14 protein-coding genes and 1 tRNA gene are annotated in these 15,242 nt (G+C 74.2%); 8 read left to right on the top strand and 7 right to left on the bottom strand.

Annotation, left to right across the window (positions count from 1 at the left end; translation table 11 throughout):
• Window positions 1-205 precede the first annotated feature (205 nt).
• On the bottom strand, window positions 206-646 hold the full coding sequence (locus ACFWIC_RS36155) for a hypothetical protein (RefSeq protein ID WP_329950175.1): 441 nt from the start codon (window positions 644-646) through the stop codon (window positions 206-208).
• A 172-nt stretch (window positions 647-818) separates the two neighbouring features.
• On the opposite strand from ACFWIC_RS36155, the gene ACFWIC_RS36150 reads away from it, so the two are divergent.
• The 4 genes from ACFWIC_RS36150 to ACFWIC_RS36135 all read left to right on the top strand — a co-directional run bounded on the left by ACFWIC_RS36150 (window position 819) and on the right by ACFWIC_RS36135 (window position 5,064).
• Window positions 819-1,970: an acyl-CoA dehydrogenase family protein gene (locus tag ACFWIC_RS36150; protein WP_329877786.1), complete on the top strand. Its 1,152-nt coding sequence runs from the start codon at window positions 819-821 to the stop codon at window positions 1,968-1,970.
• A gap of 166 nt (window positions 1,971-2,136) precedes the next feature.
• Window positions 2,137-2,907, top strand: a complete 771-nt coding sequence (locus tag ACFWIC_RS36145; protein WP_380362715.1) for a TetR family transcriptional regulator — start codon at window positions 2,137-2,139, stop codon at window positions 2,905-2,907.
• Between the two features lie 232 nt (window positions 2,908-3,139).
• Window positions 3,140-4,513: a chloride channel protein gene (locus ACFWIC_RS36140; RefSeq protein WP_355409041.1), complete on the top strand. Its 1,374-nt coding sequence runs from the start codon at window positions 3,140-3,142 to the stop codon at window positions 4,511-4,513.
• Between the two features lie 119 nt (window positions 4,514-4,632).
• Window positions 4,633-5,064, top strand: coding sequence for a hypothetical protein (locus tag ACFWIC_RS36135; RefSeq protein WP_380521166.1), 432 nt, complete (start codon window positions 4,633-4,635; stop codon window positions 5,062-5,064).
• Window positions 5,065-5,112: 48 nt separating this feature from the next.
• Here the strand turns inward: ACFWIC_RS36135 and ACFWIC_RS36130 are convergent, their stop codons facing one another.
• Window positions 5,113-5,475 carry a zinc ribbon domain-containing protein YjdM gene (locus ACFWIC_RS36130; protein ID WP_380521164.1) on the bottom strand — a complete coding sequence of 121 codons (363 nt, stop codon included), beginning with the start codon at window positions 5,473-5,475 and terminating at the stop codon, window positions 5,113-5,115.
• A 244-nt stretch (window positions 5,476-5,719) separates the two neighbouring features.
• Window positions 5,720-5,807, bottom strand: a tRNA-Leu gene (locus ACFWIC_RS36125).
• Between the two features lie 211 nt (window positions 5,808-6,018).
• On the opposite strand from ACFWIC_RS36125, the gene ACFWIC_RS36120 reads away from it, so the two are divergent.
• The 3 genes from ACFWIC_RS36120 (at window position 6,019) to ACFWIC_RS36110 (ending at window position 9,046) form a co-directional block, all read left to right on the top strand.
• Window positions 6,019-7,404 carry a M20/M25/M40 family metallo-hydrolase gene (locus tag ACFWIC_RS36120; protein WP_380362698.1) on the top strand — a complete coding sequence of 462 codons (1,386 nt, stop codon included), beginning with the start codon at window positions 6,019-6,021 and terminating at the stop codon, window positions 7,402-7,404.
• Between the two features lie 283 nt (window positions 7,405-7,687).
• The gene (locus tag ACFWIC_RS36115) at window positions 7,688-7,930 is read left to right on the top strand and encodes a chaplin (RefSeq protein WP_380362713.1); all 243 of its coding nucleotides are present in this window, start codon (window positions 7,688-7,690) and stop codon (window positions 7,928-7,930) included.
• Window positions 7,931-8,173: 243 nt separating this feature from the next.
• The gene (locus ACFWIC_RS36110) at window positions 8,174-9,046 is read left to right on the top strand and encodes a chaplin family protein (protein ID WP_380521162.1); all 873 of its coding nucleotides are present in this window, start codon (window positions 8,174-8,176) and stop codon (window positions 9,044-9,046) included.
• A 360-nt stretch (window positions 9,047-9,406) separates the two neighbouring features.
• On the opposite strand, the gene ACFWIC_RS36105 is transcribed toward ACFWIC_RS36110, so the two are convergent.
• Window positions 9,407-9,616: a DUF5703 family protein gene (locus ACFWIC_RS36105; RefSeq protein ID WP_329877763.1), complete on the bottom strand. Its 210-nt coding sequence runs from the start codon at window positions 9,614-9,616 to the stop codon at window positions 9,407-9,409.
• A 353-nt stretch (window positions 9,617-9,969) separates the two neighbouring features.
• Here ACFWIC_RS36105 and ACFWIC_RS36100 point away from each other — a divergent pair, with 353 nt between their 5' ends.
• Entirely contained in the window at window positions 9,970-10,578 is a 609-nt protein-coding gene (locus tag ACFWIC_RS36100) for a hypothetical protein (RefSeq protein WP_329877761.1), read from the top strand.
• A gap of 185 nt (window positions 10,579-10,763) precedes the next feature.
• Here the strand turns inward: ACFWIC_RS36100 and ACFWIC_RS36095 are convergent, their stop codons facing one another.
• The 3 genes from ACFWIC_RS36095 to ACFWIC_RS36085 all read right to left on the bottom strand — a co-directional run bounded on the left by ACFWIC_RS36095 (window position 10,764) and on the right by ACFWIC_RS36085 (window position 14,988).
• On the bottom strand, window positions 10,764-11,396 hold the full coding sequence (locus tag ACFWIC_RS36095; protein ID WP_380521161.1) for an ester cyclase: 633 nt from the start codon (window positions 11,394-11,396) through the stop codon (window positions 10,764-10,766).
• Between the two features lie 105 nt (window positions 11,397-11,501).
• Complete coding sequence (locus tag ACFWIC_RS36090) at window positions 11,502-12,284, bottom strand: SDR family oxidoreductase (RefSeq protein ID WP_329877757.1); 783 nt, start codon at window positions 12,282-12,284, stop codon at window positions 11,502-11,504.
• Between the two features lie 304 nt (window positions 12,285-12,588).
• Complete coding sequence (locus ACFWIC_RS36085; RefSeq protein WP_380521159.1) at window positions 12,589-14,988, bottom strand: ATP-binding domain-containing protein; 2,400 nt, start codon at window positions 14,986-14,988, stop codon at window positions 12,589-12,591.
• Between the last annotated feature and the right edge of the window lie 254 nt (window positions 14,989-15,242).

Raw genomic sequence — 15,242 nt, 5'->3', positions numbered from 1 at the left:
CTTTGGTGTCTTCGGCGGCCCCCTCCCTTGGTGTCACCCCCCCTCGGGGGTGGGGGGCCCGCGGCGCCCGGCGGGGGGCCGGCCCCCGAGTACCCCGGGGTACTCGGTGCCACGCCCTCCGGCACTCGGTGCGGCCGGGGCCTACGAGGCCGCCCGCGGCCGGGCCCGTGCCCGGGCTGCGTCGCACCGGACGAGGGCCCCTGCGCTACTCCGCGAACATCGCCAGGTGCTGGGTGAACCCGCCCTGGACCGGTGGCAGCGGGCGCGGGTCCGGCGACGGGAGCCGTTCGGGCTCCTCGTGCGACAACACCGTCAGGGCCGGGTGCTCCGAGCCCTCCGCCGCACTCAGCCGGACCCTCGTGCCCACCGGCACGGTGGAGCGCAGACCGTTGACGATGCACCAGACGTCGAACCCCTCGGCCATCCGGATCAGCGACTTCTGCCGGGCCAGCGGGGTGCGGGCCTGTTCGACGGCGCAGCGCCGCACGACCCCGGTGCCCTCGCTGCGCTCCAGGCGCAGGTCGGTGGAGCCGCAGGTGGGGCAGAGCAGCCGTTGGAAGGTCGGGTTGCTGCACCAGGCGCAGCGCTGGAACAACAGCGGGGCGTTGGCGATGTCGATGTCGGCGTCGATGGCTGAGTGGACCACGTTGTCATCTCCCTGCGCTCGGGCGGCTTACGGTTCGGTGGCTTCCGCCCCGAAAAGGATAGGGAACTCAGTGCCGCTCTGTGAAGGCACTGAGTTCCCTATCTGCTCCGCACGTGCATAATGAAGGGTACTGAGTACCGTCGTGAACGTCGTGAAACAGGAGTGGCCGCTCATGAGCCAGGACTTCGATCTCTTCCGGATCTCCGAGGAGCACGGAATGCTTCGTGAGGCGGTGCGATCGCTGGCCGAGGCGAAGATCGCTCCGTTCGCGGCGGAGGTGGACGAGCAGGGGCGGTTCCCGCAGGAGGCGCTGGACGCGCTGCAGAGCAACGACCTGCACGCGGTGCACGTGCCGGAGGAGTTCGGCGGTGCCGGGGCGGACGCGCTGGCGACGGTGATCGTGATCGAGGAGGTGGCACGGGTGTGCGCCTCGTCGTCGCTGATCCCGGCGGTGAACAAGCTGGGGTCGCTGCCGGTGCAGCTGTCGGGGTCGCCCGAGCTGAAGGCGAAGTACCTGGGGGCGCTGGCCCGCGGCGAGGGGATGTTCTCGTACTGCCTGTCGGAGCCGGAGGCGGGTTCGGACGCGGCGGGGATGAAGACCCGTGCGGTGCGGGACGGGGACTTCTGGGTGCTGAACGGCGTGAAGCGCTGGATCACCAACGCGGGGGTGTCCGAGTTCTACACGGTGATGGCCGTGACCGACCCCGAGGCGCGGTCGAAGGGCATCTCGGCGTTCGTGGTGGAGAAGGGCGACGCGGGCGTGTCGTTCGGTGCGCCGGAGCGGAAGCTGGGCATCAAGGGGTCGCCCACGCGCGAGGTGTACTTCGACAACGTGCGGATCCCGGCCGACCGGATGATCGGTGCGGAGGGCACGGGCTTCGCGACGGCGATGCGGACGCTGGACCACACCCGGGTGACGATCGCGGCGCAGGCGCTGGGGATCGCGCAGGGGGCGCTGGACTACGCGAAGGGGTACGTGCGCGAGCGCAAGCAGTTCGGGAAGCCGATCGGTGACTTCCAGGGCGTGCAGTTCATGCTGGCGGACATGGCGATGAAGCTGGAGGCGGCGCGGCAGCTGACGTACGCGGCGGCGGCGAAGTCGCAGCGCGGGGACGGCGACCTGACGTTCTTCGGGGCGGCGGCGAAGTGCTTCGCGTCGGACGCCGCGATGGAGATCACGACGGACGCGGTGCAGCTGCTCGGCGGGTACGGGTACACGCGTGACTACCCGTTGGAGCGAATGATGCGGGACGCGAAGATCACCCAGATCTACGAGGGCACCAACCAGATCCAGCGCATCGTCATGGCCCGGAACCTGCCGTAACCCGCCGTCACCCTTCGGGCGTCCGGACCGGCGCGCCGTACGTCGCACGAGCTGTACGCGGCGTGCGCGCGCTGGTCCTGGTGTTCGAAGCCGATGCTATGTTCCGGGAATGAGCGAGAAGGAAGCGCAGGACCAGCCCATGAACGACGGGCCCCCCAAGCCCGCGATGCGCGAGGCGCTGGTCGCCGCCGCCTTCGAGCTCTTCCTGGAGCGCGGATTCGAACAGACCACGATCGACGACATCGTCTCGCTCGCCGGGGTCGGCCGGCGCTCGTTCTTCCGCTACTTCCCGGCCAAGGAGGACGTGGTCTTCCCCGACCACGAGCGCAGCCTCGCCGAGATGACGGAGTTCCTGGAGTCCGGCACCGGCGAGGAGGACCCCGTCCGGCGTGCCAGCGACGCCGCCCGGCTGGTCCTGCGGATGTACGCCGAGCAGCCGTCCTTCTCCGTCCAGCGCTACCGGCTCACCCGTAAGGTGCCCGGCCTGCGGGCCTACGAGCTCTCCGTGGTCTGGCGCTACGAGCACACGCTCGCGCACTACCTGCGCGGCCGCTTCGCCGACCGGCCGGACGGGGCCCTGCGGGCCGACGTGATCGCCGCCGCCGTGGTCGCCGCGCACAACCACGCGCTGCGCACCTGGCTGCGTTCGGGCGGCGAGAGCGACTGGGTGGCCGAGGTGGACCGGGCGATGGCCTTCGTCACCGAGACGTGGAGCGACCGGCCCGGTGGCGCGGCCCCGGCCCCGGCCGACGGCGCGGGCACGGGGTCGAGGGTGGACCCGGAGGTCGGCCCGGGCCGCGGCCCGGACGGCCGGGACGAGGCCGGGCCTGACGACGACGTCGTGGTGCTGGTCGCCAGCCGCCGCATGCCGCTCTGGCGGATGGTCCAGGGGATCGAGAGCGCGCTGGGGGAGTCCCACCGGGTCCGGCAGGACTGACGGTCCGGCAGGACCGACCCCGTCCGCCCCGGCACCCACCCGCTCGCCCGTGCCCTTCGCGCCCGCCCGGCCGCCCGCCCGGCCCCGTTCCCCGCTCACCCGCCCGGCGCAACCCGGCGGGACGCGCCGTGTTCCGGACGCCGCCTGCCGTGCAGGGCGCCGGGTCGCGGGCGAGACTCGGTCGCAGGACGCGGCCGGGGGTGGACCGGCCGGGGAGCGCGAAGGAGCCGGCATGCCCCAGCAGAGCGGTGACCCCACCCTGCGCGGTCTGCTGCTGACCAGGGGATACCTGGGCCTCCTTCTGATCGCGGCGCTGGTCGGCGTCCCGGTGTCGCTGGCGGCCTTCGGGTTCGTCAGCCTGGAGCACGAACTCCAGCACTGGATCTGGGAGAGCCTGCCCGAGGCGCTCGGCCACGACCGCGCGCCCTGGTGGTGGCCGCTGCCCCTGCTGCTGATCGCCGGGCTGCTGGTGGCCCCGATCGTGACCCGGATGCCCGGCCGCGGCGGGCACGTCCCGGTCGACGGGCTCGGCGGGGCCCCGACCCTGCCGAAGGCCGTGCCCGGCGTCATCCTGGCGGCGCTCGTCTGCCTGCCGCTCGGCGCGCTGCTCGGCCCGGAGGCGCCGCTGATGGCGATGGGCAGCGGACTGGCCCTGCTCGCCGTGAGCTCCGCGCGCCGCGCGGCCCAGCCCCGACTGGCGCCCGTGCTCGGCGCGGCCGGTTCGACGGCGGCGATCTCCACCATCTTCGGCAGTCCGCTGGTCGCCGCCGTGATGATGATCGAGGCGGCCGGGCTGGGGGGTCCGCAGCTGGTGGCGCTGATCCTGCCCTGCCTGCTGGCCAGCGGGATCGGCGCGCTGGTGTTCACCGGCTTCGGCCACTGGACCGGGCTGTCGATCGGCGCGCTCTCGCTGCCCTCGGTGCCGTCCAGCGGCACGCCCGACCCGGGCGACTTCCTCTGGGGCGTGCCGGTCGCGGTCCTCGTCGCCGTGGTCTGCGTGGCCGGCCAGATGCTCGGCCGCCGGGTCAAGGTCTTCACCGTCGGTGACCCGAACGGCCCCGGCGGCCCCGCTTCCGTGCCGACGGTCCGGCAGACGGCGATCCGGACGGTGCTCTGCGCGGTCGCGGTCGGCGTCGTCATCGCCGCGTACGCGCTGATGACCGGCCGTTCACCGGAGGAGGACGCGCTCTCCGGACAGGCGACCCTCGGCGCCCTCGCCGCGAACCCGGGGGCCTGGTCGGAGGGCGCGCTGCTGGCGCTCGCGCTCTGCAAGACGGTCGGTTGGGGCATCGCGCTGGGCAGCCTGCGCGGCGGCCCGATCTTCCCGGCGATCCTGATCGGCGCCACCATCGGGGTGGCGTGCGGTCCGCTGCCCGGTTTCGGCGTCGCTCCGGGCATGGCGGCCGGGCTGGCCGCCGCCGGCGCGGCGGTCACCCGCTTGCCCCTCACCAGCACCGTGCTGGCGGCGGCGCTGCTGGGATCGAACGCGACGGACGAGATGCCGCTGCTGATCGTCGCCTCGGTGACGGCCTTCATCACCGGCGAACTGGTCCGCAACCTGACCGACCGCCGCACCCCGGCCCGCACCCCCGCGCCGGCGGCCTGAGCCTGCCGCCAGGCCGCCCGGCGGCGGCAGGCCCGGAGAAGTACACGTCCCTCACGAGGAGGCAGTTCTCCGCCCGGTCCGGGTCGGCGTCAATGAAACTCCGCCCCACACTCGTTCGAGTGGGTGCCGGATTGGGCGGCTCCGGCCGGGGCAACCTCGCCACCATGACCACGTCCTCACCCCGCCGCCGACGCGGCCGTCGGCCCACCGCCCACCGCGCCAGCACCCCGCGGAAGGGGGCCCGCCGCTCCGGCACCATCGGTACGACCACCGCGGCCGCCGCCGCACCGATGGCCTGCCGGAAGCAGCCGCCCGCCTCCGCGTGCATCTCCACGGGTCCCAAGCCCGGCGCCCCGGCTCCGCGCGCTTCCGTGCACGCCGCCGCGTGCTCGCCCACCCGCAGGCACACCTCCGCTCACGCACCGGCAGTACCGGCAGCGTCCGCACGGCCGTGCTGCGCCATCGCGACCACCGAGCACCGGTCCCTCGGCGGCACCGTCATCCGCACCCACCGCCACCAGGCCGCCTGCCCGGTCTGGACCGCCCGCTGACCCCGGGCACCGCCCGCGCACGACGCCCCACGACCGGCCCTGCCGAGGTCAGGCCTTCTTCACCACGCTCGACTTCAGCTGCATGGCGCCGAACCCCTCGATCCGGCAGTCGATGTCATGCCCGTCCACTCCGTCGACCAGCCGGATGTTCCGTACCTTCGTGCTCGCCTTGATCCCCGAGGCGCTCCCCTTCACCTTGAGAGCCTTGACCACGGTCACGGTGTCCCCGTCGTTCAACACGTTCCCGACCGCGTCCCGCACGGCCCGGCCCCCGGAGGCCCCCGCCTCGCCGACGCCTCCCTCGGCTGCCGCCGCCCACTCGTGCCCGCACTCCGGGCAGACGATCAGGGCGTCCATCGCGTAGGTGTACTCACCGGAGCACTTGGGGCAGGGCGGCAGATTCTCACTCATCCCGCCAGGCTATCCGAGCCCCCGCAGCCCCCGTCGCACGCGCAGGGCCGCTGAGCTGCGCGTATGTGGAGGGAAGTCCGCGCCGGGCCCGGTGACGTGTGGGACGACTCCGCCGGCGCCCGTCGGTGTGGCCCGCGAGCGGGGAACGCCCTTCGCTCTGCGCGGGGCCCGCCGCTGCGCAGAGCGACGGCCCCCCGCAGTGCACAACGCAAAATGCGGGCCAGGATTTCTCCTGGCCCGCACATGGTGTCCGAGGGGGGACTTGAACCCCCACGCCCGATAAAGGGCACTAGCACCTCAAGCTAGCGCGTCTGCCATTCCGCCACCCGGACGGGGTGTTGTCTTTGCGGCTTCCTTCTGTTCGTCGGCCGCGCTGACAGATGTAACTGTAGCAGTGATCGGCTTGCGGTCCCAAAACGGCTCCGGGTGGGGGAGTGGGGGTTGCGGGGGCGTGTCGGCGTGTTTCGTGGGGGTGGATCCGGGTCGGGGGCTGGGAGAGGATGGGCGGACGTGCTCGTACGGCCCGGGTGCAGGTCCCGGGGAATGGCGCGCTGGGGCGCCGGTGCGGGCCAGAGACGAGGAGTGACCGTGAGCGAGCGGAGCGAGTCGGCGGGGCGGTCGGCGGCGAAGGTGACGGGCGAGTCCGAGGTTGCCGACATCTGCCGTGATCTGATCCGGATCGACACCAGCAACTACGGCGACGGTTCCGGTCCGGGGGAGCGCAAGGCCGCCGAGTACGTGGCCGAGCAGCTCGCCGAGTTCGGTCTCGAACCGCAGATCTTCGAGTCGGCGAAGGGCCGGGCGTCCACCGTCGTCCGGATCGAGGGCGAGGACCGGTCGCGGCCCGGTCTGCTGATCCACGGGCACACGGACGTGGTGCCGGCCAACGCCGCGGACTGGACGTACGACCCGTTCGCCGGGGAGATCGCGGACGGCTGCGTCTGGGGCCGCGGCGCGGTGGACATGAAGGACATGGACGCGATGACCCTGGCGGTCGTCCGGGACCGGCTGCGCACCGGCCGCAAGCCCCCGCGTGACCTGGTGCTGGCCTTCCTCGCCGACGAGGAGGCGGGCGGCACGTACGGCGCCCGGTACCTGGTCGACAAGCACCCGGCGCTGTTCGAGGGCGTGACCGAGGCGATCGGTGAGGTCGGCGGCTTCTCCTTCACGGTCAACGACAAGGCCCGGCTCTACCTGGTGGAGACGGCCGAGAAGGGCATGCACTGGATGCGGCTCACGGTCGACGGCCGGGCCGGGCACGGGTCGATGGAGAACGACGACAACGCGATCACCGAGCTGTGCGAGGCGGTGGCCCGGCTGGGGCGCCACCAGTTCCCGCTGCGGATCACCAAGACCGTCCGGGCCTTCCTGGACGAGCTGTCGGACGCGCTCGGCGTCGAGCTCGACCCGGAGAACATGGACGAGACGCTCCGGGTGCTCGGCGGCATCGCCAAGATGATCGGCACCACGCTGCGCAACACCGCCCAGCCCACCATGCTCGGCGCCGGCTACAAGGTGAACGTGATCCCCGGGCAGGCCACCGCGCACGTGGACGGGCGGTTCCTGCCCGGCTACGAGGAGGAGTTCCTGGCCGAGCTGGACAGCGTGCTGGGTCCGCGCGTGAAGCGCGAGAGCCTGCACTCCGACAAGGCGATCGAGACCAGCTTCGACGGCGCCCTGGTCGAGGCGATGCAGACCGCGCTGCGCGCCGAGGACCCGATCGCCCGGGCCGTGCCGTACTGCCTCTCCGGCGGCACGGACGCCAAGTCGTTCCAGGACCTCGGGATCCGTTGCTTCGGGTTCGCCCCGCTGCAGCTGCCGCCGGAGCTGGACTTCGCCGGCATGTTCCACGGCGTGGACGAGCGGGTGCCGGTGGACGGGCTGAAGTTCGGTGTGCGGGTGCTGGACCGGTTCATCGACGCCTGCTGAGGCGGTTCGCGGAGCCGTCGGACCGCCGGTCGCCCCGGCGGGCGGCTCCGGTCGGGCGACCGGCCCGCCCCCGGATCCCCGGGGGCGGGCCGTTTGTCGTGGCAGGGGTGGGCGGGCCCGTGCCGTACGGAGGGTCGCGTCGGCCGCCGTAAGTCGATTACCTGTTCGTCGTATCACCACTGCGAGTGAATGGGACGCCTGTTCCGTACCCCGTTCGGCCGCACCGTCGTTCACTTCTGTGACGGCCCGGAACCGATGTCCGGGTGTTTTTACAGGAGGAATGATGAAGGTCAAGAAGATTGCCGCCGTTACCGCCGCCACCGGTGGCCTGCTGATCGCCGCCGCCGGTGTCGCCTCCGCGCACGGCGGGGCCGGTGCCCAGGGCGTGGCCGCCGGTTCCCCCGGCGTCGTGTCGGGCAACCAGATCCAGATCCCGGTGCACATCCCGGTCAACCTGTGCGGCAACACCATCAGCGTGATCGGCGTGCTGAACCCCGCGTTCGGCAACCACTGCGTCAACGCCTGAGCCCACACCAGTCGTTGAGTCGGGCCCCCGGTGGCGGTTGCGCCGCGCCGGGGGCGCTTGTCTGCGCGGGCCCGCCCCGTACCTCCCTCATGACATCCCTCGAACGGATGAATAGGGCTGGTTCGGGTCAACCTCCGCGCGGACTTCTTCGTTCTCTCCCATGCAGCCGAAGACCTCTCCGCTCATTCGGAAATTCCGACTTTCGGTAGGTCATCACGTCGTCTCGATACGTCAGGGGAAAATATGAGGAATGCAGCCAAGAAGGGGCTCCTCACGGCCGTGGCCACCGGCAGTGTGCTGGCTTCGACCGCCGGCTACGCCTATGCGAGCGCCGGGGCGGAGGGGGACGCGGTGGGGTCACCGGGCGTGGCCTCCGGCAACTCGGTGCAGGTGCCGGTCCACGTGCCGATCAACGCCTGTGGCAACACGGTCGACGTGATCGGCGTGCTGAACCCGGCGTACGGCAACAACTGCGCCAACGCCTCCGGACGCTCGGGCGCCGGCGGGCACGCCGGTTCGGGCACCGCGGCCTCGGGCACCGCGGCCGCGGGGTCCGGAGCCTCCGGAGTCGCGGCCGGGTCGCCCGGTGTGGTCTCGGGCAACAGCGTCCAGGCCCCCGTGCACATCCCGGTGAACGCCTGCGGCAACTCGGTCGACGTGGTGGGCGCCGCCAACCCCGCCTTCGGCAACGACTGCGCGAACGCGCCCGCCCCGGTGCACACCCCGCCCGCCGTCCCGGAGGAGGACTGCCCGGAGGGCCACAACCCGCACAACCCGCCGCCGCCGGTCACCAGCCAGCCGCCCCCGCCGCCCACCCCGAGCCCGAGTGCCGGCGAGACCACCCCCGGCGTGCCGCGGAACGGCAGCCCGACGCCGTCCGCCCCGTCCGCGAGCAGCAGCCCGAACGCCGGCCCGGGCGTCGCGAGCCCGAGCCGACAGGCGGTGCCCGCCTCCGCGCGCACCGGCAGCCCGTCCGCGGCCCCGGTCGGCTCCACCGACGGCGGCCAGCTGGCCTCGACCGGCGCCGGCGGCACCGAGATGCTCGGCGCGGCAGGCCTCGCGCTGCTGATCGGCGGCGGCGTCCTCTACCGTCGCGCCCGCGCCGGTGCCCGCTGAGTAGCCGCGCCGCCGCACGACCGGTGCGGCGCCCCCGTCCGAGCTCCGCGCACCTGCGGGACGCCCGCGTCGGCTGAGACGCCGCGGGCAGGCCGGGCCGCCGCGCGTCCTCGACCGTCGAACCTCGGACGGTCGCGGACGCGCGGCGAGGCATGGCAGGAGGACGGCGGGAGGGCGGGGCCGGGGTCCGGAACGGAAGGAGGCCCCGGCGAGAGGGCGGGCGGGGAGCCGACGCCGGAGCGGACCGGCCGGAGCGAGCCGGCCGCGGAACAGCGGAAGACCGGCCCTGGGGCAGCCCGGGGGAGTCGGTGAAGAGGTCGGTCGGAGACGGCAACACGCCGTCTCAACAGGTGGAAGCCGTCACCAGCTCCGGACCTGCCGGATGATCCGCCGGCGCAGCAGCACGGTTCGGCTGCCGTCCGGGAACAGGCGAAGCCTGTCCAGTTCCCAGTGTCCGTACTCGGCGTGATCGGTGAGTAGTTGGCGTGCCGCGTTGCGGGACGTCCCGCGAGGCATGCGCAGTGACTGGTACTCGTACTCCGGCTGCCGGACCGGCTGCGGTGGGGTCAAGATTCTCCTCCTGTGGGACACCTGCGGGCAAGCCTACGGCCTGGCTCCGACAACCGGCCCGGGTATTTTCGGCCGCGATGCCCGCCGTCCTCCCGCCGGGTCGGCCGGCGGCCCCCGACCTGTGACTGACAGTGCATCAGTTCCGTTGCGCCTGTGGTCGGCATACCCCGAACGCGGCTCGTGAAGCGACACCCGTACGGCTCAGCAGGCCCGTCCCGCGCCCCCGGGGGGCGGGTGGACCGCGGGGACAGAAGCACGCGGAACGGACATCACGGAGGAAGTTGCGGTGAAATCGCGGGTGTAGGTGACAACCGCTGTGCGTACCGGCACCGAGGGGAGATAGCGTCTGCACCATGTCTGATGCCGCGCAGCCCACCATTGCCGAGGTACGCGCCGCCGCCGAGGCGGTCAAGGCCGCCATCGACCGTCATCTGGAAGCGGTGTCGACCCCGACCGCAGTGGACGACTCCGCTGTGTCCACCGCCTACGAGCAGCTGGCGACGGCGGCGATCGCGTACGACCAAATCCTGTACGAGGTCTACGACGAGGTCACCCCCTTCGAGGTCCCCGGTGACGAGGGCCCGGGCGGGTACCACGGCCCCGAGCAGCCCGAGGCGATCAGCGTGCTGATCCGCCGCGACTACCACATCGTCGACCCGAAGCGGCTGCGCGCCCAGGCGGAGCGGCTGGACGATTCGCTGACCCCCGGCGGAGGCGCGGACAGTGGTGGGGTGAACGCCGCGATCGGCGTGCTGTTCGGCGAGTTCGAGCCGGACGAGATCGCCGCCCGCAGCGAGGAGTTCGGGCTGGAGGAGGCCGACTCGACGCTCTGGGTGGCCGCGGCCGAGCCGACCGAGCCGGGGGAGTGGCTGCCGGAACCCTTCGAGCACGCGGATCCGCAGCTGCTGATCTGCCGCTTCGACGTCAGCGAGGTCTACGACGACGAGGACCTCGACGACTGACCCGCGCGTCCGGTCCTCGCCCGCCCCGCACCCGCCCCCCGCCCGTCGGCCCGAACACCGGGGCGCGGGCGGGGCGGGCGGGTCGCGGGCGGGTCGGGGGTGGACCGAGAGAGCCTCCCCGGTACCGACCCCGTGCGCGAGTGACGGGCGCCGAGTGATGCGCGCCGGACCGTCCGTACGGACGCTCAGCGGGCGGCGGCGCCGAGTTGGGCGAGCAGCGTCCGGTTGTCCTCGATGTGCCAGTCCTCGGTGATCCGGTCGGTCCCGACGTGCTGGATGTCGATCGCGTTGAACTCGACCCGCTGCCCTCGCCCGGCCACGCCGTCGAAGACTCCGGTGAAGTGGCCGCGGAAGACCAGGCGGGCGGTGATCATGTCGCCGGTGATCAGTAGGTCGGCGAGCTCGCAGGTGAGGTCCGGTACGGCCGCGCGGAAGGCGCGGGAGGCGAAGGCGGGGCCCGCCGGGCCCTGCGGGCGGCCGTCCGGGAGGGTGTTGTCCCGGAATCCCCGGTCGACGGCGGCGTCCAGGTGGCGCTGTTCCCCGGTGTTCCAGAAGGTGTAGAGCTGCTGCGCGAGCCGGATCTCCTGGGCGGCCCGGCGCTTGCCGAGCGACCCGTCGACGGTCAGGGCGCGCGGCCGGACGAGCTCCGGCGAGCGGTCCACCAGGCGCCAGGCCCGGGCGGAGGCCGCGCCGGCACCGGAGCCGCGGGCGTCCGCGGAACCCTGGGCGGTGGCAGTGGTGGTACCGAGTGCGACGACGGCGGCGAGCAGACCGGCGGCGGCGAGGGCGGAGGTGCGGAGACGCTTCGGCGAGCGCATGGTTTCGGACATTCCTCTCGTAGGACGGTGGGCGGCGAACTGCGAACTGCGAACGGCGAACTGCGAACGGCGAACGGCGGGCGCCGTGAAGGTGCCCCCGGCGGGTCAGAGCTGCCGCAGCGCGCCGCCGTCGACGGCCCACTCGGCGCCGGTGACCTGCCGGGCGAGCGGCGAGACCAGGTAGGCGACCACCCGGGCGACGTCCTCGGGCGTGCCCAGCCGGGCGCTCGGCAGGCGCCGGACCTCGCGGACGAAGTGGTCGACGGCCGCCTCGACGGGCAGCCCGAAGCCCTCGGCGAGCTGCTCGGCGAAGCCGCCGGGCGCGTCCCAGAGCCGGGTCCGGGTCGGGCCGGGGGAGACCACGTTGGAGCGGACGCCGCGCGGGCCGAACTCCACGGCGAGTGACTTGGAGAGCGAGAGCAGGGCGGTCTTGGCAGCCGCGTAGTCCACCAGCGGGCTGTCGGGCAGCCGGGCGGCCTCGCTGGCGAGGTGCACCAGCGAGCCGCCCCCGCGCAGCAGCGCGGGTACGGCGGCGCGGCTCATCCGGACCGCGGAGTGGAAGTTGAGGTCGAAGGTGGCGCGCCACTGCTCGTCGGTGACCTCCAGGAAGCCGGGCCGGGCGTCCAGGCCGCCGGCGTTGTTCACCAGGGCGTCCAGCCGCCCGTGCCGGGCCAGCACCTGCCCGACGACGCGGTCGGCGGCGCCGGGGTCGGTCACGTCGGCGGCCACGGCCTCCACCCGCTCGCCGAGTGCCGGGACGCCCTCCGGCGAGCGGGCGACGCCGACCACGACCGCGCCCTCGGCGGCGAGCAGCCGCACGGTGGCCTCGCCGATCCCGGCGGAGGCGCCGGTGACGACGACCACCTTGTCGGTGAGCTGAAGATCCATGGGCGGCACTCCTCGGTCGGTCCGGGTTCGCCGGGGGACGGGCCGGCGAACTGCCTCCACCCTCCGCCGAGCTGGTGCCATGCGTCCAAGGCTTGATTTCTACCGGAATGATGACTTGTGCTCATGGACCCCGCGGCGAACGGCCGGCGTGCGCCGCCCCCGTCCCGGCCGGACCGGCGGCCGGACCCGTGGCAGGGCCGGCGGCGGGCGAACGGTGAGGGTGACGGAACGCGACGGGAGGGCCCCTCGTGAACGAGGAGCCCTCCCGTGGGTGCGGCCGTGGGTGCGGCCGGCGGGGGCCGGGTCAGTACGCCTGGGCGGCGTTCTCGGCCAGGACGGCGCGGAGCCGGGTGGTGCGGGGCGACGCCGGGCGCTCGGTGACCGCCTGGGGGAGCGCCGGGCCGGCGGCGTGGACCACCGAGAGGTGGCGTTCGCCGCGGCCGAAGGCGGTGTAGACCCACTGGCGGGTGAGCGCCGCGGCCGCGTCGTCGGGCAGGACGACCACGGCACCCGGCCAGCGGCGGCCGACCGCCTGGTGGACGGTCAAGGCCCAGCCGTGCCGGAGCCGGGCGGCCTCGGCCGGCGGGACCGTCCGGCGGGCGCCGTCCGTGTACTCCAGGTGCAGGCCGGTGGCGTCACCGTCGACCACCCGGGCCAGGCGGGTGTGGCCGGGGGCGGGCGAGTCGGCCACCCGGTCGCCCGGGTCGAAGCCGCCGAACCGGCCCGGGCCCGGGTTGAGCCTGGCCTTGGCCGCGGCGTTCAGGGCCCGGGTGCCGGCGGTGCCGCCGTGGCCGGGGGTGAGCAGCACCACCTGCTCGGCCGGGATGCCGAGGGCGCGCGGGATGGAGTCGGTGAGCAGCTGGATGGCCCGGTGGACGGCCTCGCCGCCGTCCTTGGCGGTCAGGATGACCACCTCCTTGTCGGGCGCGTCGACCGGCTGGAGCTCGCCGATGCCGATGCCGGAGACCAGCTCGCCGATCGGGCCGAAGTCCGGCGTCCGGGAGGCCACCGCCGGGCAGACCTTGGCGGTGAGCAGGTCGGCGAAGAACCGGCCGGGGCCCGCCGACCAGAGCTGGCCCGGGTCGCCGCTGAGCACCAGCCGGGTGCCGTCGGCCAGCGACTCCAGCAGGGTGGCGGCCAGTTCGACGTCCAGCAGCGGGGCGTCCAGGACGATCAGGACGTCGAGCGCGAGCGAGCCGTCCGGGGAGCGCCCCGGTCCGGCCACGCCGGCCAGGAGTTCGGCCAGGGTGACGACGGGCGCGGTGCCGGGTGCCCCGGTGAGCGCGGCGAAGGCGGTCCGGCCCTGGTCGGTCCAGGTGGCGGCCCAGGCGCGCAGACCGAGGCCGGTGGCGGCGGTCAGCAGGGCGGCGGGTTCGGCGCGGGCGGCCTCGCCGCCGGTGTGCAGGACGAGGGCGCTCTCGGCGGTGGCCCGGATCAGGGCGGTCGCGGAGGAGGACGGGGCTGCGGCGGCGGCCTCCTCCCAGGCGGTCGGACCGGGTGCGAGGGGCGGCTCGGGGAACTCCTCGGGGGACTGCCCGGTGTCGGCGGTCCCCGCGGCGGCCTCTGCGGCGGCCGGGCCCTCCTCGTCGGCCAGGGTCCCGTCGTCCTCGCCGTCGGACGAGTCGTTCGACGAGTCGCCGGACGACTCCTCCGACGATCCCTCGGAAGGCTCGGCGGCGGCCTGCTCCCCGCCGGCGTCCCCGCCCGTGTCCTCGCCGGTGTCCCCGCCCGTGTCCTCGCGGGTGTCCTCGTCCGCCGGGTCCTCCCCCGGAACGAAGGTCGACATCAGCCGGACCAGCCCGTCCGCCAGGCTCTCCTCCGCCAGCGCCAGCCGCTCCAGCGTGAGCAGCGTGCGGGTCGGCGGCTCGTCCTCCTCGTCGTCGGCGCCGGTGGTGTGGGCCTCGGCGCCGGTGAGTTCCTCCTGGAAGGGCATCGCCCGGCCGTCGAGTACGGCGGCCTGGACGGCGGCGGCGGAGTCCGGCACGCCGAGGCGGTCGAGTCCGGCCGTGACCTCGCCGATCTCCAGGGCCGAGTGGCCGCGCAGGGCCGCCTGCTCCAGCAGCCAGCCGACCAGCGCCTGGGCGCGGCGCGGGTCGCCGGGACCGGCTTCGGGGCCGAGCAGGCCGCGGGCGAAGCCGTCCGCGTGCTCGGGCCGGACGGCGGGCAGGGTCAGTACCGCCCACGGGTCCCTGCGCAGCTGCTCGGCGGCGCCGTCGCCGAACGCGGCCACGGCGGCCGGTGCCAGGTCGGCCGGGGCGCCGCCTGCGGCGAGCACCTCGGCCGTGTCCCGCAGCGCCTGGTCCCGCTGCTCGTCGGTGACGGGCCCGGCGGCTGCGGTCGCGGCGCTCCCGGGCGCGGGCCGATCGGTCGGAGCCTCGGTGGCGGAAGCCCGGTGAGCGGCGGGGGACCCGGCCGCCGATGTGGTGCCGGCCGCCCCGCCACCGTCCCTGCTGCCGCCGCGGTCGCCCCCGCCGGGCCGCCCGACGGCCCGGACCGCCTCGGCCAGCGCCGCCACGGCCGCCGCCTTGTCGGCCTTGCCGGCCTCGTCGTCGGACGCGGGCGCAGGGACGGACGCGGGCGCAGACGCGGACGCAGGTGCGGGCGTGGACGAGGGGTCGGGAGAGGGTGCGGGGACGGCGGCGGAGCCGCCGGTGCCCGGGGTCGCCGAAGTCTCCTCCGGAGCGCCGTTCTCCGTGTCACTCATCGTTCGCTCCACAAAAGCTCAACTCCACTGCTGGGCACCGGCCGCCCCGTCGTGCGGGCGGTCGGCAGATTCGGGCCGGCCGCGCGCCGCGCGGGGCGGCCGGGCCGACGATCGGTCGGTTCGGTACTACAGGGTCGGCACACGCCGGCGGGCCGTACGGACGCCGCAGGCGGTACGGACGGCCACAGGCACTACATCACGTCGTTCGTTACGGGGTCGGGTCCGGTCCGTCGGGTCGCGGGGCGGGGGCGGGC

This window comes from Kitasatospora sp. NPDC127035, assembly GCF_042726075.1.
GTDB lineage: Bacteria > Actinomycetota > Actinomycetes > Streptomycetales > Streptomycetaceae > Kitasatospora.
The sequence above is the reverse complement of the archived record's forward strand: the minus strand, read 5'-3'. Positions and strand labels throughout refer to the sequence as shown.